Genomic DNA, 23,864 nt, shown 5'->3' on the forward strand with positions numbered 1-23,864 from the left:
TCCATTGGCAGGGAGGCAACCGATGGAAAAGACATTGCCCTATTGGGTAGAGGAAAACCCGCTGTTAATCGGCATCCTGAATTTTATTCTGGATCGGCGGGACAGCCAGCTGGAACGCGGCAAGGAAGCCCGCATTAGTTTCAGGCTGGATTTGCGCGCTGGCAGTAAACGCTGGTTGGAAGTGTTGGAGCCCCTCAGGGACCCCGATCAAGACGAGCAGGAGCTGTGGAATGAATTGCAGCATTTTGCGCGGGAATACCAGTGTTTTACGGTGAAACCGAATCCGAAAAGGCGGCCGGGTATTGCCGAGTGGCAGGGGGCCCAATTGATTTTTCGGGATGCCAGCGAGGAACAGCTACGCCTGTGGCTCAATCGCCCATCCCCCACCGTTCGACAATCCGCCTGGACGAGTCTGCTGGAACCCTATGTCGATCGCTTTGAAAATCCCTCTGCTTTTCCCCTCGAGGGCTTGGAACTCCAACCGGGGTTTGATTCCGTCGAAGAAATTATTGCTTGCTGGGTGTCCGTCGGCAAAGAGCTGATCTTTGCCAATAAAATTTCCTGGCGACAATTAGCCGCACGCTGCTTTAAAGGGGATTCCAAATACCTGGAATTACCCAGCCGCCAATCTCTGGTGCGCAACCTCTATCCTGACCTGAGCCGTAAAATCCAGGGGCGCCAGCTTTTACTTCACGCCTACCTCCCCAGGCAATTTGAGCAGGTCATTTTTATCGAAAACCAGGACACTTTTATTAGCCTGGCGGAGCTGCAACCCAGTCGTGCAGCACTGGTTTATAGCGAGGGCTACCAGGGAGGCGCAGAAAGGATTCGCAATGGGGAGAGGGTTCGCTTCAGCACTATTAATGTGGTTAGTGAAAATATCCGGCAGCAATTCCTAAGCTGGTGGCACGATGGGGAGTCCCGAACGGTTCCAACATTTTTCTGGGGGGATCTGGACTATGAAGGATTGCGGATTGCCGCAGCGCTGAGAAAGAGCTTTCCCGACTTGCAGTGCTGGCGCCCGGGCTACGATCTGTTACTGCATTTTCTGCGCACGGGAAAAGCCCATGCTCCGGAGCAGGCGGAAAAGGTGGGGCAAAAGCTGGTGCAAGCGATTGGTTGCCAATACGCAGATAGCACTCTGCTGCCAGCAATTTCAGACAGCAATCGCTATGTGGATCAGGAGGCGGTTGAGATTGGGGAGCTGGCTGGGACATTAGTGTGAATATGTCGCTATCCGATAAATTTTAATTGTTCGTTTTTTATGGAATGGTGACTATCAAGGTGTCGGCGGGCGTTTGAACTTGTTTTTTATGCGCAATTTCTCGGAAGATAGAAAAAATATGCTGTAAAAATGCCCCTCAGAATAACAAGTGCAGTTTCCGGAGTTTGCTATGCGTCAGTTTTCCATCCTGGTCATTTTTGCGTTGGCCTTTGGCGGCGCCGCCGTGATGTACGAGAAGGAAAGTCGTAAAGTAAAAGGCGTGTTGACCCAGATTACTGAACTTCAGGCGCAGATGGGTGATTTACAGGCGGAGATCAACCGCCTGAACAGCGAATTGGAAACCGTGAAGCTTGCGGAGCGCCGCCGCCCTAATCTGAGTGCTATGGCCAACCGTATTCGCCGTGAAGGTAGCGGCAATCCCGCACAAGTTGCGCCCAAGCCAAAAGTGGAAGACCGCTTTGAAAAGTCGCGCAACCTGATGCAGTCAGACGTTACCAGCGCGCCGCCGGCTATCCAGTCGAATACTCGTAGCAACAATGATGAAAGCGAGTGGTCTCGCCCAACTGTAGATGCCGATGAGTATCGTGGTGAGACCGGTGAAGAACCCGCAGTGGTCGATCCCTACCAGTAATTTTGCACTCTGCATATTGATTCCCTCGCCAAAGCCCGCAAAATACCTGCCTCCCGCAGGATACTGTTTTGCGGGTTTGCCAGTTTTAGCTGACACGATTTGAAATTATAAGTGGGCAAGGGGCGCTAGGTATGTCGCTGAACAAGTTTTACACCACCTTAAATGGGCAGCTGGAAGGATTGCTTTCTGGAGAGCGGGACTGGCTGGCCAACACCGCCAACGCCAGTGCGCTGTTGTTTATGGAGTTGGAAGATATCAACTGGGCCGGTTTCTATTTCCTCTACGGTGATGAATTGCGTTTGGGGCCCTTCCAGGGCAAGCCTGCCTGTACCCGGATTCCAGTGGGTGCCGGTGTTTGCGGTACTGCTGTTTCGACCGGTGAATCCCAATTGGTAGAGGATGTGCATCAGTTCCCCGGCCATATCGCCTGCGATGCCGTGTCGGCTTCAGAGGTGGTGGTGCCGCTCTATGACGAAGCGGGTCGTTGCCTGGGAGTGTTGGATATCGATAGCCCCAGTGTGGCGCGCTTTAGCGAGGAAGACCTGGTGGGTCTACAGGATTTTGCCCGGGTATTGCTCAAGTCCTCAGACCTCCCGGCGAGCTGATGGCGCTGCTTTGGCAAAAGCAGGTTGGCGACACCTGTTACCAGGTGCGCAATCATGGTGCCAGTGTGCGCCTCTACAGCAACGGGGTTTTCCACTCTCAATGGAATCCCCGCGATCCGCTCAAGGGTTCCCTTTGGGAGTTATTGCTGCTACCGGCATTTTTCCTCCCTGAAGAGCGCTTGAATTCGGTATTGGTACTCGGTGTCGGTGGCGGTGCCCTGATTCGCCTTTTGCAGGCGTTCACCTCCGCCAAGCGTATTGTCGGCGTAGATTTGGACCCGGTGCACCTGGATATTGCCCGTCGCTTCTTTGGCGTACGCGATGTTGAGCTGGTGTGTGCGGATGCCTGCGACTTTGTGCACGACCACTTGAAGCGACCCTCTCACAGCACTTTCGACCTGGTGATCGACGACTTATTTGGGCACTGCGACGGCGTAGCGCAGCGAGCGGTGCCCGCCGATAAGTCCTGGTGCTCCAGTCTGATGCGCCTGCTTCATAAAGATGGCGTGCTGGTCAGCAACTTCGGGGATAGGCCCGAGCTACAGAACAGTGCTTGGCGCGATAAAGCTATGCGTGAGCGACTCGGCGGTGCCTGGATGGCCTATATGCCCCAGTATGAGAATCATATCCTGGCAGTGAGCAGAAGAACTCTGCGCAAAGGTGAGCTGGCGGCCAGGGCCCCAGAAAAGATCAATCCCGCCAACCCCAATCGGCGCCTGGATTTCCGCATGAGCCAGCTTCGCTAATCTCGACAGCCCCCACAGAGGCCGGCTCCTAAAATCCCTGTCACTTTAATAGTGATATTCATTGGCGCCCTTTGTCACCTCGTGACTATACTCAAGGTGAGCGAAGTGTTCTGCCGGGATCGATTGATGCGGTACAAAACTGTTGAGGAAGTGATTCAGGAAGGAAGGGATTTTCATGCCAAGTTGGCGCTGCAGTACGAAGAGTATGAGCAGCTTGCCACCAATGAACGGGTCGAGTTGCTGCTGGATCAGCTGCGACGACGGGAAGATTCCATGAAGCACTCACTGGAAAATTTCCATGAAGACCTGCCCCCTGGAGCCCTGCATACCTGGGTGCAATTTGCCCCGGAAGGGCGAGAGAAAGAATTTTTGCAGCGCTTGCGCGGCATTGATATTGAAGACTTGGAGCAGATTGCCAAGTTGGCCATGGATATCGAGATCTACCTGGCCGATCAATATCGGGATCTTGCCCAGGGCGCTGAAACCCCATCGGCACGGGATGCATTCGAACGATTGCGACAACTCGAAGAGTTGGAAGAGCATACGCTGTCGATGAACTTGTTTAATTTGCGCGATTACTAGCCTTTAATCCTGTTTCCAGGCGACTGCTGCCGGCCTGCGCCCCAGCTCTTAGGGGCGCAGTCGGTATACGCAAAATCCTTGCTCTTTGGTGATTAAATCCACCTGGGAAAAATAGCGGGGCCCTTTTTTCGCCAGGGGAATAAATTCATTCACCACAAAAATCGCAGTGCCGGAATATTTAAGAATCCGCGCACTCTGTTGCAGAAAGCGATCGGTCAAATCTCCCTCCACCTGAAAGCCCTGATGGAAAGGAGGATTGCACAGTACCAGATCGGCGATTTCACTTTCCAGTTCAGAGCCTGCATCAGAGGGCACAACGATGCCTTCGACTCCCTGTTCGGTAAAATTTTTGCGGCAGGCCACTAGAGCAGCGGCGTTATTATCCGTAGCGGTAAAATGATATTTACCCAAAGCGGCTAATTGCATACTCAGGTAGCCATAACCACAACCGAGATCAACAATACGAGAACCGTCCTGTGGCAACTCCGTCGTTAATTGCTGGGCGAGTAGGGCACTGCCTTTATCGATTTTGTTCCAGCCGAACAATCCCGGCTTGGAGTAGAGGCCGCCAAGCTCGGGCAGCTTTTGTAACTGGGCGTACTGAAGCTCACTGATTGGATTGCCGGTGTCCTCGTGAGCGACAACATTACTGCTCAGGTAGTCGTTACCGTTTTTTTGCAAGTGCTTGGCAGTGCCCAGGCGCTCGGCCACTTTCGCAGCGTAGCTTTTGATTCCGCTTTGCTTTTCACCCAGCAGAGCCAATTCGCCACCTTCACCGAGGAAGTGGGGTGCACAATCAATAATATGGTGAACTACGGCCTTCTCTTTCGAAACGGCGTAAACAATACGGCGGTATTTACGGTCCAGTTCTTCAAAGTGGAAATCGTTGAAGAAGCTCCGCTTCACCGTATTTTCGGCGAGTTCGGCAATATCCCAGCGGTTACTGATTAAATCCCCGGCAAAATGAAACCCCTCCTGGTGTAAGAGGGGCTTGCTGTTTTCATCGGCGATCCACAGGGTTTCCTCTGGGGCCTGGATAAGTTCCTGATATAGAAGGGCTGACATATCTTTTTTTAATTGATAGAGGCAATTTCTTCAGGGGTCAGGAGGCGGTAATCACCTTCCTGAAGTTCTTCATCCAAGATGATTTCGCCGATCTTTTCCCGGTGCAACTCCAATACCTTGTTGCCCAGGGCCGCAAACATACGCTTCACCTGATGATAGCGCCCTTCACCGATGGTGATGCGCACTTCGTTGGCAAAGAGGATCTCCAGCTTGGCGGGCTTGGTTCTCTTCTTTTCGTTATTGAGCCAGACACCCTTGGCAAGCTTGGCCACGGCATCTTCCTCAATTTTCTCGGCCAACAGAGCGTAGTAGGTCTTGTCGCAATGGTGGTTGGGGGAGGTCACTTTGTGGGACCACTGGCCGTCATCGGTAAGCAGCACCAGGCCGGTGGTATCAATATCCAGGCGCCCGGCAATATGCAGCTTTTCCTTGTTAGGCTCATCAATCAGGTCCAGCACTGTAGGGTGCTCGCCATCTTTGGTGGCACTGACATAGCCCAGGGGCTTGTTCAACATAATGTAGCGGGGCCCCGGCTCGTGCAGGGGCTCATCATCCAGGCACAACTCATCACTGACTTGTATTTTGGTGGCCGCATTGGTGACCACCTCACCATTGACGGTAATGCGCCCCGCCCAAGCGGCGCGCTTTACATCAGTGCGGGAGAGGTCGGTGACCTGGCTGACCGCTTTATCCAGACGAATCAGGTTAGCCAATTTTACGCTCACCGGAATCGACAGATTGATAGATCAGGGTATTGATGGTCATGGGACCAACACCGCCGGGTACCGGGGTGTAAGCTGCAGCGCGCTCAGTCAGCGGGCCCAGCTCGACATCGCCGACACCGCCGGGGTGGTAACCGGCATCCACAACCACCGCGCCATCCTTAATCCACTCAGCCTTGATAAACTCAGGCTTGCCCACGGCGCCCACTACGATATCGGCGCGGCGGATATGTTCGGCCAGGTCTTGGGTGCGGGAGTGGCAGATAGTCACGGTGGCATTGGCATTCAACAACATGGCCGCCATCGGCTTACCTAAAATGGGGCTGCGACCCACAACCACGGCGTGCTTGCCTTCCAGTTCAATATTGTAGGCTTCCAGCAGGCGCATAATTCCTTTAGGAGTCGCGCAACCATAGGCCTCTTCACCCATTGCCATACGGCCAAAGCCCAGGCAGGTTACACCGTCTACATCTTTCTCCAGGCTGATCGCATCAAAACAAGCGCGCTCATCGATCTGCGCCGGTACCGGGTGCTGGAGCAGAATGCCGTGGACGTTGGGGTTGGTGTTGAGTTCTTCGATCTTAGCGAGCAGCTGCTCAGTGGTGGTGGAGGAGGGCAGTTCCACCTGGAGGGAGTCCATGCCGATTCGGCGGCAGGCATTGCCCTTCATCTTTACGTAAGTGGCGGAGGCGGGGTCATCACCTACCAGAATGGTCGCCAGGATTGGCGTTTGGCCACCACTCTTTTCCTTTAGTACGGCTACCCGAGCCGAGAGTTCCTCTTCAGTTTTCTGTGCCAGGGCCTTGCCGTCCAGAACCAGTGCAGACATAGATACTATCTCTAACAGTAAAAAATCGATGGCTAATAGACCGGAATCTGCTTCAGCACCTACTTTATATAGAAGGGCGGAAGCCGGCGATTTTTTAAAACGCTTACTTTTTATCCGGTCGGATTCGCGAAGTGCGCCATTTTCGCACAGGTTGGAAATAATTTCGCCACTTCTGGGCCCAGATAGGCAAAAGGATAAACTTCTTTAAAAATAATAGCTTAGAAGCGTTGACATGGGCCGGGGGTATCATTACTATGCACGCACTTCGCAGCTACAGCGACTTACACAACCACCTACGGGGCGGTTAACAGAGTCAAAGAGGTGCGAATGATTGGAAAAACGGGGCATAGCGCAGTCTGGTAGCGCGCCTGCTTTGGGAGCAGGATGTCGGGGGTTCGAATCCCTCTGCCCCGACCAATTTTCCGGGTTCACCTTGCGCCCGTAGCTCAGCTGGATAGAGCATCCGCCTTCTAAGCGGATGGTCGCAGGTTCGAGTCCTGCCGGGCGTGCCATCTTCACAAGATGGTGCTGGTTTGGCAAAAAGGACTTAGTCTGAAGCCAGATTGGCTGCAAGAGGTATCCGGCAATCAGTACTGCCACAAGGTGCTGAAGTATATCACTTTTATGGTGGCCGTAGCTCAGTTGGTAGAGCACAGGATTGTGGCTCCTGAGGTCGCGGGTTCGATCCCCGTCGGCCACCCCAGATTCTTCCTTGTTTATCAAGGACTTAAAACCCCGCCGAGTGCGGGGTTTTTTAGTTTTGGGCCTCAGTGTACGAATTCAGTGTACTAATTTCTGCCTCAATCTATGCTGAGGTTTGAATTTGGCCGGTCATGAGTCATGCCCATTTGTCGGTAAAAATTCCCCCCTCCCTCCTGTTGAAATCACTAAGAAGTAGCTTGGAGCTGTAATGAAGTATCTGCTGTCCGTATTTTTCCTAACTTGTTCTGCTTTCGCCTCTGCGGCTGAGGACTCAAATTTCTCATTAGGGGGGGGGCAGGATCATGCTGGGATAGGAGCAAAGTATTCGATTAACCGCGGTAAAGATAAGTACTTCGGCTCCTTGGGTTGGAAGGGCTATTCCGATGAGGCTGGTTCAGTTGCGGGTTACGGATTGGGTTGGGAGCGACTTGTAGCTTCCGATAGCCATTCTTTAGGAGCTTTCTTGGGGCTTGTAGAAGTTCACTACAGTAGAAATGAAGCAGCGCGCTATAACGGGATTGCTTTGCTTTACAATTATTACTTTTCAGGATTTTCTGAATCCTCATTTGTTCTCGGTGCCGCTGTTCATGCGGGAACCAGATCAGGTGATAAGTCGTATTTTGATGAACATACTACCGGTGCGAGTGTAAAGTTAGCTTATCAATGGTAGGGTTGATGAAGTTGGCCGCACTCCCTGTGGGCCACTTCTAATGCGCACTCCGTGATTGGGGTCCATTCATATTAGGCTTTATTAAAGTGTGTGGTTGTCTTGGATTAATTCAATTGGGGCCCCAGATAACTATTTGTTCGCAGGAGTGGGGTTATCGCGGTAGCCCCAGTAAAAATGTATCAGTTAAATCGAATAGTTTATCTGAGGGATCTTCTCCTTGCTCCTTTGCTTCTAGCATGCTTATGAGATCTTGGTCTGTTAAGGTTAAGATTAACTTCCCGTGTTCGCGCATTGCTCCTTGAATCATTTTGTTTGCATTGTCACTGGCCCCTTCACGAGTTAAAACAATAGCTACCTTTCTGAGGGCTCGCTCTAGAAGGTATTTTTCAGTTGTTAGAACTTGCTCTTGCTGGATCTTGTTAGTGTAGTTTTTAAACTCGAATATTATGTAGTGGCTGCCTAAGCTTTGAGCAATTAATTTCCAAAATGCTGAGTTTGAGCGAACCCTGCAAACTAAATCATATCTATGTAGCCCGTCATCTGTGGTTTTCTGTGCGCTCCAACCATCTAGTTCATTTTCAAACAAGTACTTTAATATTTTTATGCAGAGAGCTTCATAGTTCCTCCAGTCCTCCTTTCCTTTAGGTAGCGAAGTCAACTCCTCGGATAGTTTGGTCCCTTCATCATCAATTGTGTGATTTATGGGGGTTTCCTTTATTAGCGTACCTAACTCGAAAGGAGTGGTTGACTGGTTATTGGTGAATTGTGGCTCTATTTCGATCAGTGAGTCTAGTTCATCTGTTAGCTCCGGTGAGGCGAGAGCCAGATCTCTTAGTTTGTACCTATCCAAGATATCGATGTCGTATAACTCTTTTAATACTTCTTGGGTCTTAATTGGAAGCACGCTTGAAACAATCAGCATATATTTTTCTTTATTTTCTTTTTTTCCATTTGTTGCTACCCGTTTTGCTGCGGAGTTGATGAGGGAGGATCTAACATTTGCCGTTCTGTAGTATTTAACATCTATTGCCCATTCTTCATTGTTTTTTGACCCTGTAAAATCGAATCCGTGGCTACCTTTTTTTTCACTTGGTTAAATTTTAAATTCATCGGTTTCAAGAATCCTCCCAACAGGCTCTTCAAATTTTTTCCAGTTAGGTTTTTCTTTTTTCAGTATCGTGTTAATAGTTTCCATGGATTGTTACTTGCGTTATTTTTTGGTTTTGAAAGTGCAGTTATCTATTGCGTATTTCATTGTTGTTTGAATTTTTAATGAATTTTACTAGATCATTTACTCTTGCTCTTAAGTCAAGATTGGACAGGGAGGCTTCGTTATTGTTGGTGTAATGTTTGGCCACTTTGACTTTATTTGCAGTAACTTCATCATTTTTTTTGATTGTTTTGTATTTTAAAAGATTTTCCCAGACACATTTGCTCACGATCTCTTTTGCTGATGGGTGGACAGCTTTTACGCTTTCTTCAACTTTGTCAAATTCTAAGTAATTTTCTACTTCTCTGCCTTTTGTTATCCATGCAAATCCAGGTCCTGAGTTAAATTCTTCTTTGAGTCGTTGTTTAGTTTTGTTTAATTTGCCCCTTGGATTTTTCTTGTCGCTATCAAACATTATTACCGAATTCCGATTAAGTTTTCTGACTGATATAAGGTCGTTAGCGGCTGAGGTGGCTTCTTCTGAGTCGTGTGCTGTCAAATGGCTAAATAGCCTTCCTCCATAGAACATTATTGAATAGTGAATGCCTTCTATGAGGTCGGGGGAATGATGAGAGATCCAAAAATTTAAGTATATTCTGTCCGAGGGTCCTTCAACCCAAATAATGCAATTTGCTTGAAGTATATCTGAAGCTTTATATCCTAGATCATTGCATATGTTTGATTTTTGCTTGGTGCTAGATATTGCTTCAACATTGGACGCTCCATTTTTCAATGTAACATGAAATACTTCAGAATCTACAGCGTCTAACAAGTGAGCTGAATGTGTAGTGAACAAGTATTGATTGTTTGTTTCTTTGTTTAGGTAGTTGACTAACTTTCTTTGAAGTAATGGGTGTAAGTGGAGCTCTGGCTCCTCAATGCATAATATTGTGTTTTCTAATGAAGTTGCAGCTGCGGCTAAGATTATTACCTCATGAACTCCAGTCCCTAGAGATTCCAGTGGGAGAGTTTTCCCATCTATATGTGTCAGGATCATATCTCGTTCGTAGGGTATTTCTATCTCTGCTGAATTATTGCTAAGTACATCTTGGAGGAAATGATTGATAGCAAAGAATTTACTTTTTGATTTTTGATCCTTTAGTGAGGGGTTTTGTAGTCTTGCTAACCTTTCGATAATTCCTTCGCCGCTAAAATCAGAGGTTTCGCTATTGGATGAGCCAATTTTTCTGATTGCTGGTACTATTTCTATTTTTGGCGGTTTATCTGGTGTGTAAGCTAGGGCTTCAATGGTTTCTGGAATCCAGTGTTTTAACAGTTCTCCGCCTGATTTTCTTGTTAGGGCGCTACGAATAGTGCTCCATTCCCTTTCAGATAATTCTTGACGAACAGTATTAGGGTATTCTAAAGAAAAATGTCCATTGAGGTTGCTTGCGCCATATGTGAACCATATAAAACCACCATCAAAGAAATGCTCAGATAAAAGGACTTTTTTTGCTAAGTTGATATAACTGGAATGGTTTTTTCCATTGGGAAGCTTTTTGTATATATGGTTATCAATTTCACTTACAGGCAATGGAAAAGAAATTCTGTGCCAACCTGGTTGGCTTGAAATGTGTTTATCAATTTCTGTAAATGAGTGTTTCTTTTCAATTGGGATATTGTGTCTTCGATCTTTAGCTTTTTTTAGGAAAAAATCATAGTGGCCGTGAAGAAAATTGATAATATTGGATTTTCCTGAGTTATTTTGACCGATGATAAAGTTAACCTTTTTAAGTGGGCTAATTTTTACCAATTCATCCCCAATGCTTCTAAACCCAGAAAAACCAAAACCTTTAAATTGCACCTTAATTCCTTTAGTGTTATGAGATGGATATAAATTGTATTGAGAAAAAGCAGTTTATGCAGGTAACCCCCATGAGGAGTGCCCATAAACTTAATCTATAACGAAGAGATATGGGAGGTATCTCTTGGCGCCTAATGCCAATTCAGTAATTCTAGTTATACTTGAGCATGAAATGAAGTAGATTTTATTTAGGGGTTGCCTTTTGATTGGTTGCTAGATTCAAACTAGCGACCCGATCCGCCGTACGGTTATATCGCTCAGCCATAGATCGTGTCTTATGTCCGGTGAATTTTTGAACATCCCCATCAAAGTCACTAGCCGCTTTGATCTTCAAATCGTGAAAGCGAAAGCGCTGTTTGATTGCCCCAGCAGCTAGCGCTGCTCGTTGTTCCCTTTGCCAAATAGCATTGAACCCGGTGCGGGTGTAGGCGCGGCCAACGCGGCTGCGAATGATATGGGGGGGGTTGGATTTGTGCTTCTGTGTTAGTGACTACTGCTAGGTCAACGGCTTCTTTGAGCGCTGTGCTCCATAGTTTTAACTGGGCTTTGCCTGTTTTGGCTTGCACGATCAATAGGCCATCTTCTTGGATGTCTGCACGGGTGAGAGCGAGTACATCCTGTTGCCTGGCTGCACACAAATAGCTAATTTCCATAGCGCACTGGTGCATCACATGGCCGCGATCACCCAGCCATTGCCAAAAGGCTTGGTATTCCCAGTCTTCTACGTAGCGCCCGCCGGGCTTTACTTTAATTGTTTTTACTACTGCTGTGGGGTCTTCAATCTTAACGAAGCCCCAGGCTTTGCCCCATTTCATCACAATGCCTAGAAAGGTTCGCTCTCTATTGGCTGAGGTTGGGTACTCAGCGCCGCGCGCACCCATAAACATCTGTACTAGTGGGGAGGTGATATTGTCTGGTTCCATTTTCCCAAATACCGCGAGAACTCGTTGGCTATAGCGGTGGTAGTCTTTTTGAGTTTGCGGTTTTATATGTTTGGTGTACTGAGGGGAAGCGAAGTAGAGCTCTACTAAATCCGCGAAGGTAAAGGCCTGATGCACTAGACCGGTACGTATTTCTCATAGGCAATCCAGACTTCAGTCTGGGACGCGTTGGGACCGGCAACTACCTTAATACCGACCCGGTAGTGCATGACACTATCGAATTGCTCTATCTGGATGTCGCAGCCAAAGCCTGGGACCCCAAAAGGCATGGTGAAATCCCCAAAACCAGTTAACAGCTAGTTCTAACAACATTCATTGAAAGGGCTGCATCGTGCCGCCTTTTACTTTCAGTTACAAACCCAGCCGAGGGAAAGAGAATGACTACTAATTTTGTACAAGATGGGCGCATGCTGGATTACACCAATAACTCCAGTGCGAAGATTACCTCTGGTCAAGTGGTAGTAGGTGTGGTGTTGGGTGTAGCGATGGATGATATCGCCGTGGCTGAGTCCGGTGTAATTGGCATTGATGGTGTATTCTCCGCGCCCAAGGTATCCGCCGCAGAGATCAACCAGGGTGAAACCCTCACCTGGGTCGTTGCCTCCAAATCGTTTGATAACAACGCAGCCACTGCAGCTACAGGCGATATTACCGATGCGATGGCCTTTGCCGCTGAGGATGCGGGTTCCAGCGTTACTAGCCTGGCGGTTAAATTCACCGGCGTACCGGGTACCGTTAAATCCTAGGTGAACTATGGATCTGGACCAGAGAGCCGCAGAGCGCGCGTTTCGCAAATGGGGCAAGGCTGCTAGCTATGAAGATGGTAGCGGCGGCGAGCCTATTGATTGCCGTGTGATAAAAGATCAGGAGGTTGACGGGTTCGAGGATGAGGAGCGCGTGAGGGTGCCGCGAATTGAGTTGAGTCTGCCGGTGAGTAAGGTTACGACTCAGAGGCGGTGGTTACCCTTGTTGGTATGGCGTATACGGTGCGTAAGCAGCTGGCGGATGATGGGGTTTTCTGGCGGGCGTTGGTGAAAGTGGTGACTTGACATCGGCGAATTGTCAATGGTTTTGTTTCTAGTTTTATTTAAATATAATTCTAAATCTGTCGAAAAACTGTGGTAGTTTTTGCAGCGGCATTGTTCATGGCTCGAATCTATTTATAGGAAGATATCGGATAAGGGATATGTTTAATTTTAAAGTAAATGCAGTAGTTTTGTTGCTGCTTAGTTTTATTTCACCAGCTTCATTGTCGCTCGAATTTACTGTTGTCACACACAATATCTGGAATTCACTAGCATCAAGCTATGATGTTACAACTAAAAAGAAAAATGGCCTATTGAACTGTAGTGAAAGTGAAAGTTCTAAGAATGATTTTGATGCGCGGTTTCAGGCATATTTAGCTCAATTGGATGAGGTAATAGATAGAGGCGAACCATTCATTATTGGTTTTCAAGAGGCGATGAATAAGACCAAGCAAGTCTGCAATAAGCCATTTATTCAAGAGGTGGATGATTATTTTTCCCCCAATGTAGTAAATCGTTTTTATGGCTTAGTTTCCAATATTAACTGGGGAATGGAAGATGGAGGGTTTAGCGCCCGAACTGGGCCTAGTGAGGCTGTTGGTGTCTACAAAGGTGGGGCTGTAGTCACTAATGTTAAAATTGAAGATGAAAAGTACTTAGAGCTTACGGGTACAGAGGGTACAGATACAGGAGCCATAGTTCTATTTCAGGATTTTGGTGATGGAAAAAATGTCTGGTTCGTCACAACGCACTTTGTTTTTGTGAAAGGTGATACTCAGAAAAGTCTTGAAGATGCTAAGAGTATGATTCAGCAGTTTAAGACTGAATTTGATAAGAAACCAGCACCAGTTATATTTGTTGGTGATTTCAATATAAATTACCACAAAACTGAGGACTATAATGAGCTTATCTCTGCATTTAAGGACGAGTTTCCTGGTGTCGTAGACGTAACACAACATATTCAAAATACAAAAAATGATGCAGGAGCGAATAATCCTGTGAAGATTGATCACATATTTTACTATTCACCTCAGGGAAAGATTAGGCCGAAAGTAAATCGGGTAGTTGTTGGAAAGGAATTCTTATCCGCGTTTAATATACCAGTTGCACATTCTAAGGAAGCAATTTGTGTAATGGATAGCTGTACACCTGATCACAAGATGATCTGGGCTAAGTTTGAATGGGTTGATTGAGGGCGCCAGTTAGGATACATGTCAGTATTAGTTTGTAAACAGTTAATGAGGGATATAATTAAATGAAGAAGTTTATGTTCGGTGCCGTAGTCTACATGATGACAATGACGGCTTGGGCTACAGGTTCTGGCTTAGTTGGTCCTGGAGCAATTAGTAAAATGTGGGTAAATGGTGGGTGGACACAAGTTAGAGTCCCAGAACTTGATGCCTCAAATCATCCCGGTAAAGAAGCTGTCTATAATCCTAGTGGATGTGAAAATACATACTATTTTGCTATTCACGAAGACCATGATAACTATGCAGCATTTCATTCAACTTTGTTAACCGCACAAATGACCGGAACAAAGGTCAGCTTTTGGTTGTCTGGTTGTGGTGGGCAAGAAGGACGCTACCCGTACATACTTAGTGTTTGGTTACACACCGAGTAGTCGATAAAGTTTACATATTATACCAAGTCACTTTGAATCATAGGCGGCCACAAAGAAGTTCCTAGCACAAATAGACTCTCTCGAACTGCAAATATTAAAACCCGCACCAGCGGGTTTTTTTAGCCCGAAATTCTTGGAATGATCCCCAATAACCCAACGTATAACAATCGGCAATGTCGTACAAAAAGCTGCAACGGTTACAAATTACCTAGGCAAGTGGGGATCGAGTAAAGGGGCTCTGAGATCGATGATTAGGAGTGGAAGGAAATAGCGCTCGCCCATTTTCATTCCCCTTCAGGTGTTCAGTGACTGCCGACTTGTCCGATCAGACCTATTGAAACCTTTATGAACAGAAATTGGCGGATGATGGGGTGTTTTGTTTGCTCTTCTTAAAATGTTATAAATAGGCTTCCTTGTATGTATTGGACTCGCAATAGGTTGCTCTCTTGTGTGGCGGGCGTTATGTGTGTCCAAATTTTAATCGTTTTAAATGTGGTAACTTATTGACGATATGAAAAGGTTTTTTCTTATTCTCATTTCACTCTCCATTGTGGGTTGTAATTCTATCCTTGTAACGTATAAGCCACCTCAGAATAGTAATTTGACTAAATTAAAATTGCCAAAAGACGACAACACTTTATACAAACTAGGTGAGTTAAATGAAAAAGGTTGTGCGGTCAACTTTAGAGCTGTAAGGGCTGAAAGCTATTCGGATAGCGAAAATGTACATGTTCAAGCTAACAAAAGTATTGTGCTTCACGTGAATAAATCGGGTAGGACAACCTGTAGAGGCACTAAGGCTATGAGCCTAGAGAGTAACAAGCACTATGAGGCGTATATACTTTCATTTCGCCATATTTGCGGCGTCTTAATCTACGATATTACTGATGGTAAGAAAGGCGAAAAGGTAGAGCCTGAGGATCTTAACGGTTGTATGAAAGGTTAAATTTTATCAATCACATAGTAGCTCAAACCCGCACCAGCGGGTTTTTTAATGCCCGAAATTTCTGGAGCATTACCCAATGACCCAACGCATCACCATCCGCGATGCAGTACAAAGCAAGCTGCGAACCCTATCCGGCTGCACATTCCCACCTCCCGGTACCACGGAAGAAATTGATACCAAAAAACTACCAGCGATTGTGGTGGGTTTTGCTACTGAGAACAATGAGCACGAAATGTATGGCGGAACCGAGCGGCAACTGAATCTGACGGTTGTTGCGGTAGTGATAACTAGTGGTGATGTATATGTTGCGTTAGACCAGGCAGCGGCAGCTATTGAATGCTCCTTGCAGGGTGCTTCTCTGGAGGACGTCTGTGATTTGTTACTGCTCAGCCAAACCGAGTTTGCGCTGGACCAGGATCACCCATTAGGTGGAGTGCGCTGACGTATAGCGCCAAGTATTCCACTGAATCCACTGACTTTTAACAAAACAATCCAATTGAGGTTATGACTATGGCACAAGGTTATAAAGCCAAGTTTTATCGCAGTGATGATGGCACTTCCTATTTTCAAGTGGCGGGAATGTTGGATCTTGAGCCTGGTGAAGAGTCTCGTGGTTCGGTTGATATGACACCGATTGATGGCACCAGTGGCTATATGGACTATAACCCTTCGGGCTTGCGTGATCCGGGTGAAGTCTCTATTACCTTGATCTGGAAAGAGAGCGACAGCGGTCAACAGGCTCTGCGCTCAGGTAACGATTCTCATAACCAAGTCCGCCCACCTGTGGAAGTCATCTTCGCGAATAGGGTGGTTAACCAGTTCTGGATAAACCAGGGCCGCATCAATTACCTGGGGGCCGATCACCGCGATAATTTGCACGCGGCCAAAAGGCGATTTCAGGATTACTACGAGAGTATGCCGAAGGCTGCTTGATGGGCATGACATGAAATTCGAAAGTGCTAGACAAGCGTGGCACGACGCCTTTGGTAGCTCCACCGCTGCGTTTGATTATGAGGCCATGAACGGCAGAAGTACGGTTTCCTCGGCTGGGAGAGGGCGAAAAGTTGTAATTCGCGGAGAGGTGCAGGGGAGGGCCAACCAAGTCATTTGCCGGGTTGCGGCTGAGAAAGAAGCCCCAGGGATTAAGGACAGCGGCAATCGCATCATGGGTGCCTGTGAAAAGGGATTAATTCAAGATACAGTTGCAAAGCTGCGAGTGAGTGATCCGTTAGCATACTGCTGGAGCATGGCCGCCTACGCCCCGCCAGCCTCAAGAGTCAAAGAGCGGGCAACACTACTGAAATACTTGATGAGTGAGTTCGATAAATGGGGAGAACCGCACCCGCGAGAAAAGGTTAGCCAGCTGGCGTTATTTTGTATTAATGCGTGTGCACTGCGTGATGTGAATGGCCGATTAATAGACCTGGGCCAAGCGCGGACAATTTTAGGGTGTGACAAAAAAGCGGTGGGATAGGGATTGGGTAAAAATTTGGAAACGTTTGCAACGGCGTTTGGACCCTTTGCCCGCAAGAGCTTTAGGGCCTATATCTGAGATTGTGCAGGAGTACAGAGGGCGACTTAAAGCCGCTTGTTGACAGCTTTGTCCTGAGGGGGTATAAATTTCCTAGCGTGCAGTTTTTCTGCTTTGCAAAATTAAACCGGCCACTGAGCCGGTTTTTTAAGTTCTGAATACAGAGAAGTTTTAATTGACAATATAACCCCAACTCCAACTTTCGATTTGGGAGTAGGCATCACATGAATCACTCCCAACGGCATATATTTTCTTACCTTGTGCTTGAGCTGCGAGGGCCATTGCATATATGGACGCGCCACCCTTTTCATTTGTATCGAAAGCGAGCGCATCCTTATAGTGCGAGCTTACGCACTCGGGGGGATCATAGTTTAGTTCTGATTTGAACCTGACAAACCCTTTTCCAGACTTGCCAATACGCACATATTCAATATCAAATGAAGACGCAATGCCGGCTGCACTGGTGATTGGTGAGTAAGATAAGGCAATAGCAATCGGTAATATTAATTTTTTCATGATAAGTTTTTTCATGTTTATCTATAAAGCATTTTCGCCTGAAAATAATAAATTGGAACTATAGATGGGTTTGACTTGCTTCTATATAGGGAGAGTAATTAGTTGTCCTATGGTGGAGTTTGTGGCCTTTTGAAAATTAATAAATCCTGACATAAATGGTACGAGGGTTTGTTCCGCAATCCGGTGTAGTCTCGGGGTCATAAAAGAGGAGTAGCTTACCTATTTTTTGACTACTTTCAACTAAAAAACCAAATAGGAAGTTTCTACCTTATGGATTTTAGCGTGACAAGATTTACCAGTGAGTCGGTTGCTACTTTGGGGCGCTTGATGTTGTATGGCTGAACTTTCTATATCGTAGAGCGTCCATGGTTGGGTAATCGTAATTGTATCTCCAGGGGTATATACCTATGTGAGCCTTATAACTCTGCCAAGCGTTCTAACGTGTAGGGACTACAGGAAGTTCCAGGTCGCTCGATAATCTGGACCTCCACCGCCATCAGATTTTCAAGGATGTACTGGAATTGATACAGCTCTTGCTCCGGGAGCCTGGCGAGTAATCCAGTTGCGGAGAGCTTTGAGTTGAGTGCCGTTCGCTATATTCCGAATTGCTTGCGAGAAAAGGTTAGCCAGCTGGCGCTATTCTGTATTAATACGCGTGCACTGCGCGATGTAAATGATCGATTAATAGATCTGGGTCAAGCGCGGAAAATTTTAGGATGTGACAAAAAGCGGTGGGATAGGGAGTGGGTAAAAATTTGGAAACGTTTGCAACGGCGTTTGGACCCTCTGCCCGCAAGAGCTTTAGGGCCTATTTCTGAAGTTGTACAGGAGTACAGAGGGCGACTTAAAGCCGCTTGTTGACAGCTTTGTCCTGAGGGGGTATAAATTTCCTAGCATGCAGTTTTTCTGCTTTGCAAAATTAAACCAGCCACTGAGCTGGTTTTTTTATGCCTGGAAGTTGGTTAGCTCAGTAAGTTTCTTCAAACTTTAATCGCACTTTATGTATTTTTTGAATGGCTGTTTTACAAAGTGTGATCAGGCGCTGGGTTTTTACGCGTTCTGTTTGTATTAATTCTGGTGAATGAGAAAGATATTGTTCGTGAAATTTTGAGTTTCTTTATTTGGTAAGATCGTACTGGGAAAGGATGCTAAATTAAGTTCAATATAATTTACTTAGTTTAAGGTGTGCTGTAAGTTTTACTTCCTCTTTCGTTAGTTAATCAATACATTTTTTGGTGAGTTTTTATGTTTTTAAGAAATACCGTCAAAACAGTAGCTGTTTCTGTGGCCTTGTTGGCCTTCGGCGCGCAGGCTAAAACGTTCCAATACGAACTTCAAGATCTAGGTTCATTTGGTGGTGAATTACAGTACCCCGGTCTAGATTTAGAAGGTGCTAGCTCTGCAACCTTGACTGTTGATCAAAAAGATAAATGGTCCCCCGCTATACTTGCTTCGTTGGAAATTAACTTTCCTAATGCACCCAGTCTGTCAGTAAGCAATTTCCAGGTGGATGACGGAGGTTGGAGACATGAAGCGACCGTCGATGACGCCTGGGTGTATCGTCAGCTTGATGTTGTAGTAGATGGCTTGGACCTCGAAAGCTTAAATAATACAATGATCAACATTGATGGTTATGTCTCTGAGGCTGAAAATTTTATTGGGGCAGAGCGTTCACTGAACTATGACCAAAGACTATTTACTGTTCATGGGCAGCTGGTTGATGTGACTCCAAGCAAGATTGTTGATGTCGCAACGTTCACAGTTGACGGTAAGCAGGTTGAATTGTCTCTAAGAGATAACCCAACTCTTGATCCAAATTCAAACAATGGTGATATGGCATTTGTTGTCGAATTACTGTGGTTTGGGGAGGGGAAAGAGGTTTACCATTTTCACGCACCTTTTGGTGATGAATCAAAATTCTATGAAGCATACAAGCTAGAAGTGACAACAACAACTGCTCCTGATGGTGATGAAACAGCCATAGGTGTTAAAATTAAAGACGCGCAAGGTATGGAATCTGAAACTCATCATGTATATCTTGAAGATATGCTGAGAGATGCTTACCAGCACTAAGCGCGTCCTTATTTTTGATTTAAGGTTTAAGATGTACTGTAAGTTAAAATCAGTTAAGAAATCTTAGATAGTCGCTCAGTAGCGATACTTATTTCATAAAAATTAACCCGCCTTGTGCGGGTTTTTTCATTTTTTAGTCTTTGATTTTCTGTACTTGGCGGTGTTCACTTGGGTGCCGTTTTCTATTCCAATACTCTGCGAGTAGAACTTCATGAATTGCAATCTGCAGCGATTTGCCTATGGGCCTAATGCCACATTGGGACGGCTAAGGGTGCGCGACTGTGTGTTTTATACGGTAGAGCGCCCGTGGTTAGGTAATCGTCCGTTCGAGAGCTGTATTCCTGAAGGGGTTTATTCCTGTAATCCCTATAGTTCACCAAGGTTCCCCAATGTGTGGGAGCTACTGGAAGTGCCTAGTCGTTCAAAAATCTTGATCCATACAGCAAATTATGCTGCAGATGTGCAGGGCTGCATTGGGGTTGGCTCTAGTCTGGCTCCCGGCAATTGGTGGGTGACGCAATCCCGCAGGGCAATGCAGCAATTGCGAGAGCTGCTGCCTTATGAGTTTAATCTAACAATCACGCACTATGTGCCGGAGTATCCGTGATGGGTATTTGGTCTGGAGTTAAGAGTTTATTTGCTGGCCCCGAGTCGGCAAACAAAGTGCTAGATGCCACTGTGAATACTGTAGATGCGATGTGGTTTACCAATGAGGAAAAATCTCGTTGGTATCTGAAATAACTGAAGGCCACGCAGCCGCAGAACCGGGCGCGAAGATTAATTGCCTTTCTGGTGACAATGGTTTGGGCGCTGCTGGTTTTATTTATTGCAGCGGCCAAGGCTTTTAACGCGCCTTTTGTAGCAGACCTAAAGGGTCTGCTAGTTGATGTGGTTGTGCAGCCTTATAGCATCATCATCGGTTTCTATTTTGTGAAGTCGTGGGTGAGTGAGGTTAAGCGGTGAACACTGTAGCTCAAGAGGCAGCGAGGGAAGCCATGGTTCAGAAGGTCGCCAGTGCAACCACTACGGTTGCTGCGGGTACAGCGGTAGTTGGTGGATATGCAGCACAAGAGATATTGGCGGTAGGTGGTTTCTTGATTGCTTTGGGTGGGTTCATTGTGAATTGCTATTACAACCACAAGCGCTTGAAGCTGCAAGAGCAGCAGGGCGGGGGCGATGGACGTTAATGTAAAGCTCGATACCTCAAAGTTTGATCGAGCAGCTGCTGAACTGAAGAAGCAATTACCTTATGCCAGTTCGGTTGCCCTAAATAACGTGGCCTTTCGTATACGTGGAGAAGAGCGCGCAGCAATTGGGCGTATCTTTGCAAATCCAGCGAAGCTGACACTGAACTCTGTACTGGTGAAGAAAGCCACTAAGCGCTCGGGTGTTGCGAAGATCTTTATTCGTGATCAAGCAACCAACGGCACGGCACCGAGTAAATACTTGGCGCCGTCGGTTATCGATGTGAAGCGCAACGATAAGAGATTTGAGCATGCCCTGCGGGATCTAGGTGTGCTGCCTGCGGGTATGTAGGCCGTACATGGAAAAGCGGCAAGGCTAAACCGACATGGGAATATCTCGGTCGCTACCTATAAGAAGATTCTGGCAGAACTCCGTGCTGGTTCAGGTACCAAAAAGGGCAGGGCAAATAGTACTCAAGGGCCAACAGGCAAGCACTTTGTAGGAAAGGTAAACGGAGTGTTGGGTGTGTGGAAAAGGGCCGGGGGTAAGCGACGTCCTACAGTAAAGCCCATTCTCATTTTCCTAAAGGGAAAGCCAGACTACCGCAAGCGCTTTCCTTTCTTTCGGATTGCTGACGGCACAGCACGTAGGCATTTGCCACTAGAACTTGATAAAGCCATGGACCATGCGATTGCGACCGCGAAGAGGCGCTGAATGGGTCCTCCTGAGAGGGGTAGCACACGGGTAATTCGGACCGTGTTTTTTTAACAGATATCTGAAATTTCCTAGGGGGTTATACCTTGGCTGACAACCTATCACTTGATGATCAGGCCACTCAGTCTGGTTTTGCTCGCCTGGTTGGTGCTACTCAACCTGCTATTGCCAAACACTTCAAGGCTGAGGTCTTTACCGTAGGTGCCAGCTACAAAGTTTGGCTTCATGAATATTGCGAGCGATTGTGAACTGAGGCCGCAGGCCGCCAGGCGAATGAGGCCCGAAATCGTCGCGATATGGCCCAGGCGATTGAGTCTGAAGTTAATGCAAAACTAAAAATGCGCGAGCTGTATCGAGAGGATCAATTAATCCTTGATGTCGAGTCGACGCGCAAGGCGATGGTGGAGTGGTCCACCGTTGGAAAAAATGAATTTATAGGAGCGGTAGAGAGCATCATTATTGCTATCGAAAGTCAGTGTGCCATTACCGTCGACAGAGAACCCCTATAGCCAAACATTGAAGCTGCCCTCAGAACTATTGGCGGTTACGAGATTGAATTTACAGAGGCTGGTGAAGGAGGTACGCCAGACCTGGATACCGCAGCCTAAAATTCCGCTGATTGAGTGGTTGCCAGAAAATATCAAACTGCCCTCTGAAGATAGTGATAACGCAGGATATTACAGAGTAGATTTTGTGCCCTATTTCTGGGGCGTAATGTACGCGCTCGACAGCCATGTCTCTTGGATGGTGGTAATGCAAAAAGCGGCGCAGATTGGCTGGACGGTACTGCTAGCGGCAGATATCTGTAAGGTGGCGGTGACTGATCCCGCGCGGGTTTTGATGCTCTTTCCTAAGGATTCAAAAGGCCAGAACTTCATGGACGAAAAGTTCGTGAAGATTGTTGAGGGCTCGCCGAATGTAGCGCGTGTGATCGATGTCTCCACCAGTCGCAAGCTAGGCAACAGACCTACCAGGAAAGTATTCCCGGGTGGGGAAGTACGTACAGTCGGTTCTAACTCCGTCTCCAATGTTAAATCCACCACCGCCAAGCGCGGCTATGTGGAGGAGCCGGACGATACTAATAAAGACGTTGGTGATCAGGGCGATTCCATTCGCCACCTGCGCGAACGCCTCAAGCGAATGCGCAATAAGAAATTGATCATTGGTGGCACGCCTGCCGTTGCTGATCTTTCCCAGGTGGAGCACTACACCAAACTCGGCACTATGCGTGTACTGCCGGTTACTTGCCATGACTGCGGTGAGTCTCATGTACTGGATTGGGAAAACGTTAGTTGGTTGGAAAAAGAGGGAGGCACACCGCACCCGGTATTCGGCTTGAATCAGCCAGAAACCGCAATTTACGGTTGCCCCAAGTGTGGCAGTGAATGGGATGACTACCGCCGCCAAGCTAACATATTGAAGACCTGTAAAACAGCGCGTGAAAACGGTGATGAATTTGCCGGCTGGGTTAAAACCCAATGCGGCGAAGACTATGAGCAGGATGAGATAGAATCGATAGAGACGTTTATGGAGCTATCGGAGCTTTATGTGTGTATCCCTGGCACAGGATTGGCGGAGGTCGTTAGGGATTTCTTAGAGGCTGAGCACGAAGCCAAAAGCGGCGATGAATCTGCACGCATTGTATTCCAAAACAACAAGTTAGGCAGACCTTATAAATATGCTGCCAATCGGTTACTGGACCACGAGAAACTGGAAGAAGCTGCCGAAGACTACTCAGAATTGTTTTGTCCTGCTGGCGGTTTGCTGGTGACTGCCGGTGTCGATGTCCAGCACGATCGACTCGCAATCACCATCCGCGCATTTGGTCGCAATGAAGAAAGTTGGAAATGTACTGGGGCGAAATTGATGGCGACACGGTAGATAAGCGTGATAGCTGCTGGGATGCCCTGGATAAGTTAGTTTTTCAAAGCTTTAAGCACGAGCGCTTTGGTGAGATTTACGCATCTGCGGTGAGCATCGATTCCTCTGATGGAACTACCAGCGGCGCAGTGTATGAGTGGGTAAGAACCAGAAAAAGAAAATATCGTCGCGTTCTTGTGATAACGATTAAAGGCGATAGCAGAGACTTTGGTAGTAAAGAAATATTTTCCCACCCAAGGAAAGCAGAAGTTAGCAACCCTACGCGTACTACGAAAGCCGATCGCCACGAAGTGAAGGTGTATATGGTAGGCACCCACAAGGCTAAGGATCTGATGGCCCGGCGACTACTAGGCACCAGTGCCTATATGCACAGCTGTAAGCATGTGCGACAGGATTACTGGGAGCAGGTAACTGCTGAAGTAAAAGCACCGAGTAAAAAGCACAAAGGTAGAGAGACCTGGCAGCAGCGACCCGGGAGACCGAATGAGGGCACAGATACCAAGGTTTATGCCTTACACGCCGCTTACGCCATGGAAATACACAAAAAGACTGAGAAAAATGGTCAACTCTTGAAGCGCGTTTAGGTCAGCGCACTTTGTTTAGTGAGTCTGATCGGGACCCTGAATCAACGCACACCACT

The 23,864-nt window shown here is 47.3% G+C and carries 31 protein-coding genes and 3 tRNA genes; 26 read left to right on the forward strand and 8 right to left on the reverse strand.

Going from position 1 to position 23,864, the window contains the following annotated elements; genetic code table 11:
* Positions 1-22: 22 nt before the first annotated feature.
* From ACJJIY_RS13545 to ACJJIY_RS13565, 5 genes are all read left to right on the forward strand, one after another.
* Positions 23-1,225, forward strand: coding sequence for a Wadjet anti-phage system protein JetD domain-containing protein (locus ACJJIY_RS13545; RefSeq protein WP_444897772.1), 1,203 nt, complete (start codon positions 23-25; stop codon positions 1,223-1,225).
* A gap of 169 nt (positions 1,226-1,394) precedes the next feature.
* Positions 1,395-1,856, forward strand: coding sequence for a 6TM ABC transporter family protein (locus ACJJIY_RS13550; RefSeq protein ID WP_444897771.1), 462 nt, complete (start codon positions 1,395-1,397; stop codon positions 1,854-1,856).
* A gap of 131 nt (positions 1,857-1,987) precedes the next feature.
* Positions 1,988-2,461: a free L-methionine (R)-S-oxide reductase MsrC gene (gene msrC / locus ACJJIY_RS13555; RefSeq protein WP_444897770.1), complete on the forward strand. Its 474-nt coding sequence runs from the start codon at positions 1,988-1,990 to the stop codon at positions 2,459-2,461.
* Positions 2,461-3,207: a spermidine synthase gene (locus tag ACJJIY_RS13560; protein WP_445358091.1), complete on the forward strand. Its 747-nt coding sequence runs from the start codon at positions 2,461-2,463 to the stop codon at positions 3,205-3,207. Before msrC ends, ACJJIY_RS13560 begins: the two co-directional genes overlap by 1 nt.
* Positions 3,208-3,333: 126 nt before the next feature.
* On the forward strand, positions 3,334-3,789 hold the full coding sequence (locus ACJJIY_RS13565; protein WP_444897768.1) for a hypothetical protein: 456 nt from the start codon (positions 3,334-3,336) through the stop codon (positions 3,787-3,789).
* Positions 3,790-3,837: 48 nt separating this feature from the next.
* Here ACJJIY_RS13565 and ACJJIY_RS13570 read toward each other — a convergent pair whose 3' ends face one another.
* Genes ACJJIY_RS13570 through folD form a run of 3 tightly spaced genes read right to left on the reverse strand, consistent with a single transcriptional unit; the run spans position 3,838 to position 6,405 of the window.
* Positions 3,838-4,854 carry a class I SAM-dependent methyltransferase gene (locus tag ACJJIY_RS13570; protein WP_445358092.1) on the reverse strand — a complete coding sequence of 339 codons (1,017 nt, stop codon included), beginning with the start codon at positions 4,852-4,854 and terminating at the stop codon, positions 3,838-3,840.
* 8 nt (positions 4,855-4,862) lie between these two features.
* The gene (gene rsuA, locus ACJJIY_RS13575; protein ID WP_282932200.1) at positions 4,863-5,567 is read right to left on the reverse strand and encodes a 16S rRNA pseudouridine(516) synthase RsuA; all 705 of its coding nucleotides are present in this window, start codon (positions 5,565-5,567) and stop codon (positions 4,863-4,865) included.
* On the reverse strand, positions 5,560-6,405 hold the full coding sequence (folD, locus tag ACJJIY_RS13580; RefSeq protein WP_445358093.1) for a bifunctional methylenetetrahydrofolate dehydrogenase/methenyltetrahydrofolate cyclohydrolase FolD: 846 nt from the start codon (positions 6,403-6,405) through the stop codon (positions 5,560-5,562). Before folD ends, rsuA begins: the two co-directional genes overlap by 8 nt.
* 340 nt (positions 6,406-6,745) lie before the next feature.
* Here folD and ACJJIY_RS13585 point away from each other — a divergent pair.
* From ACJJIY_RS13585 to ACJJIY_RS13600, 4 genes are all read left to right on the forward strand, one after another.
* A tRNA-Pro gene (locus ACJJIY_RS13585) sits at positions 6,746-6,822 on the forward strand.
* An 18-nt stretch (positions 6,823-6,840) separates the two neighbouring features.
* Positions 6,841-6,917: transfer RNA gene (locus ACJJIY_RS13590), tRNA-Arg, on the forward strand.
* A 115-nt stretch (positions 6,918-7,032) separates the two neighbouring features.
* Positions 7,033-7,108 (forward strand) — tRNA-His (locus ACJJIY_RS13595).
* Between the two features lie 207 nt (positions 7,109-7,315).
* Entirely contained in the window at positions 7,316-7,777 is a 462-nt protein-coding gene (locus ACJJIY_RS13600; protein ID WP_445358094.1) for a hypothetical protein, read from the forward strand.
* Between the two features lie 151 nt (positions 7,778-7,928).
* On the opposite strand, the gene ACJJIY_RS13605 is transcribed toward ACJJIY_RS13600, so the two are convergent.
* The 4 genes from ACJJIY_RS13605 to ACJJIY_RS13625 form a co-directional block, all read right to left on the reverse strand.
* The gene (locus ACJJIY_RS13605) at positions 7,929-8,699 is read right to left on the reverse strand and encodes a hypothetical protein (protein WP_445354565.1); all 771 of its coding nucleotides are present in this window, start codon (positions 8,697-8,699) and stop codon (positions 7,929-7,931) included.
* 313 nt (positions 8,700-9,012) lie between these two features.
* Entirely contained in the window at positions 9,013-10,791 is a 1,779-nt protein-coding gene (locus ACJJIY_RS13610) for an ATP-dependent nuclease (protein WP_445354564.1), read from the reverse strand.
* A 314-nt stretch (positions 10,792-11,105) separates the two neighbouring features.
* Positions 11,106-11,714 (reverse strand): site-specific integrase, encoded by a 609-nt coding sequence (locus tag ACJJIY_RS13615; RefSeq protein WP_445359687.1) that lies wholly within the window; start codon positions 11,712-11,714, stop codon positions 11,106-11,108.
* 134 nt (positions 11,715-11,848) lie between these two features.
* Positions 11,849-12,001 (reverse strand): hypothetical protein, encoded by a 153-nt coding sequence (locus tag ACJJIY_RS13625; protein ID WP_445358095.1) that lies wholly within the window; start codon positions 11,999-12,001, stop codon positions 11,849-11,851.
* 108 nt (positions 12,002-12,109) lie between these two features.
* On the opposite strand from ACJJIY_RS13625, the gene ACJJIY_RS13630 reads away from it, so the two are divergent.
* The 8 genes from ACJJIY_RS13630 (at position 12,110) to ACJJIY_RS13665 (ending at position 16,798) form a co-directional block, all read left to right on the forward strand.
* The gene (locus tag ACJJIY_RS13630) at positions 12,110-12,478 is read left to right on the forward strand and encodes a capsid cement protein (RefSeq protein ID WP_445358096.1); all 369 of its coding nucleotides are present in this window, start codon (positions 12,110-12,112) and stop codon (positions 12,476-12,478) included.
* 7 nt (positions 12,479-12,485) lie between these two features.
* Positions 12,486-12,767, forward strand: a complete 282-nt coding sequence (locus ACJJIY_RS13635; RefSeq protein ID WP_445358097.1) for a hypothetical protein — start codon at positions 12,486-12,488, stop codon at positions 12,765-12,767.
* 151 nt (positions 12,768-12,918) lie between these two features.
* Positions 12,919-13,950, forward strand: a complete 1,032-nt coding sequence (locus ACJJIY_RS13640) for an endonuclease/exonuclease/phosphatase family protein (RefSeq protein ID WP_445358098.1) — start codon at positions 12,919-12,921, stop codon at positions 13,948-13,950.
* Positions 13,951-14,012: 62 nt separating this feature from the next.
* Positions 14,013-14,378 carry a hypothetical protein gene (locus tag ACJJIY_RS13645; protein ID WP_445358099.1) on the forward strand — a complete coding sequence of 122 codons (366 nt, stop codon included), beginning with the start codon at positions 14,013-14,015 and terminating at the stop codon, positions 14,376-14,378.
* 601 nt (positions 14,379-14,979) lie between these two features.
* Positions 14,980-15,324, forward strand: a complete 345-nt coding sequence (locus tag ACJJIY_RS13650; RefSeq protein WP_445358100.1) for a hypothetical protein — start codon at positions 14,980-14,982, stop codon at positions 15,322-15,324.
* A gap of 76 nt (positions 15,325-15,400) precedes the next feature.
* Complete coding sequence (locus tag ACJJIY_RS13655; RefSeq protein ID WP_445358101.1) at positions 15,401-15,766, forward strand: hypothetical protein; 366 nt, start codon at positions 15,401-15,403, stop codon at positions 15,764-15,766.
* Between the two features lie 68 nt (positions 15,767-15,834).
* Positions 15,835-16,257 (forward strand): phage tail tube protein, encoded by a 423-nt coding sequence (locus ACJJIY_RS13660; protein WP_445358102.1) that lies wholly within the window; start codon positions 15,835-15,837, stop codon positions 16,255-16,257.
* Positions 16,258-16,267: 10 nt separating this feature from the next.
* Entirely contained in the window at positions 16,268-16,798 is a 531-nt protein-coding gene (locus ACJJIY_RS13665) for a hypothetical protein (RefSeq protein WP_445358103.1), read from the forward strand.
* A 228-nt stretch (positions 16,799-17,026) separates the two neighbouring features.
* Here the strand turns inward: ACJJIY_RS13665 and ACJJIY_RS13670 are convergent, their stop codons facing one another.
* A complete protein-coding gene (locus ACJJIY_RS13670; RefSeq protein WP_444897750.1) occupies positions 17,027-17,386 on the reverse strand; it encodes a hypothetical protein in 360 nt (119 codons plus the stop codon).
* A 1,230-nt stretch (positions 17,387-18,616) separates the two neighbouring features.
* On the opposite strand from ACJJIY_RS13670, the gene ACJJIY_RS13675 reads away from it, so the two are divergent.
* From ACJJIY_RS13675 to ACJJIY_RS13715, 9 genes are all read left to right on the forward strand, one after another.
* Positions 18,617-19,444: a hypothetical protein gene (locus tag ACJJIY_RS13675; protein ID WP_444897749.1), complete on the forward strand. Its 828-nt coding sequence runs from the start codon at positions 18,617-18,619 to the stop codon at positions 19,442-19,444.
* A 211-nt stretch (positions 19,445-19,655) separates the two neighbouring features.
* Positions 19,656-20,051 (forward strand): DUF5675 family protein, encoded by a 396-nt coding sequence (locus ACJJIY_RS13680; RefSeq protein WP_444897748.1) that lies wholly within the window; start codon positions 19,656-19,658, stop codon positions 20,049-20,051.
* A complete protein-coding gene (locus ACJJIY_RS13685) occupies positions 20,051-20,185 on the forward strand; it encodes a hypothetical protein (RefSeq protein WP_444897747.1) in 135 nt (44 codons plus the stop codon). Before ACJJIY_RS13680 ends, ACJJIY_RS13685 begins: the two co-directional genes overlap by 1 nt.
* 218 nt (positions 20,186-20,403) lie before the next feature.
* Positions 20,404-20,631 carry a holin gene (locus ACJJIY_RS13690; protein ID WP_444897746.1) on the forward strand — a complete coding sequence of 76 codons (228 nt, stop codon included), beginning with the start codon at positions 20,404-20,406 and terminating at the stop codon, positions 20,629-20,631.
* Positions 20,621-20,980, forward strand: coding sequence for a hypothetical protein (locus ACJJIY_RS13695; RefSeq protein ID WP_444897745.1), 360 nt, complete (start codon positions 20,621-20,623; stop codon positions 20,978-20,980). Before ACJJIY_RS13690 ends, ACJJIY_RS13695 begins: the two co-directional genes overlap by 11 nt.
* 449 nt (positions 20,981-21,429) lie before the next feature.
* Positions 21,430-21,591, forward strand: coding sequence for a hypothetical protein (locus ACJJIY_RS13700; protein WP_444897744.1), 162 nt, complete (start codon positions 21,430-21,432; stop codon positions 21,589-21,591).
* 48 nt (positions 21,592-21,639) lie between these two features.
* On the forward strand, positions 21,640-21,852 hold the full coding sequence (locus ACJJIY_RS13705; RefSeq protein ID WP_444897743.1) for a hypothetical protein: 213 nt from the start codon (positions 21,640-21,642) through the stop codon (positions 21,850-21,852).
* A gap of 61 nt (positions 21,853-21,913) precedes the next feature.
* Positions 21,914-23,224: a terminase gpA endonuclease subunit gene (locus ACJJIY_RS13710; RefSeq protein ID WP_444897742.1), complete on the forward strand. Its 1,311-nt coding sequence runs from the start codon at positions 21,914-21,916 to the stop codon at positions 23,222-23,224.
* Complete coding sequence (locus tag ACJJIY_RS13715; protein WP_445358104.1) at positions 23,191-23,808, forward strand: terminase gpA endonuclease subunit; 618 nt, start codon at positions 23,191-23,193, stop codon at positions 23,806-23,808. The genes ACJJIY_RS13710 and ACJJIY_RS13715 overlap by 34 nt, the downstream gene beginning before the upstream one ends.
* Positions 23,809-23,864 lie beyond the last annotated feature (56 nt).

Source organism: Microbulbifer maximicatervae (SeqCode) (genome assembly GCF_052468155.1).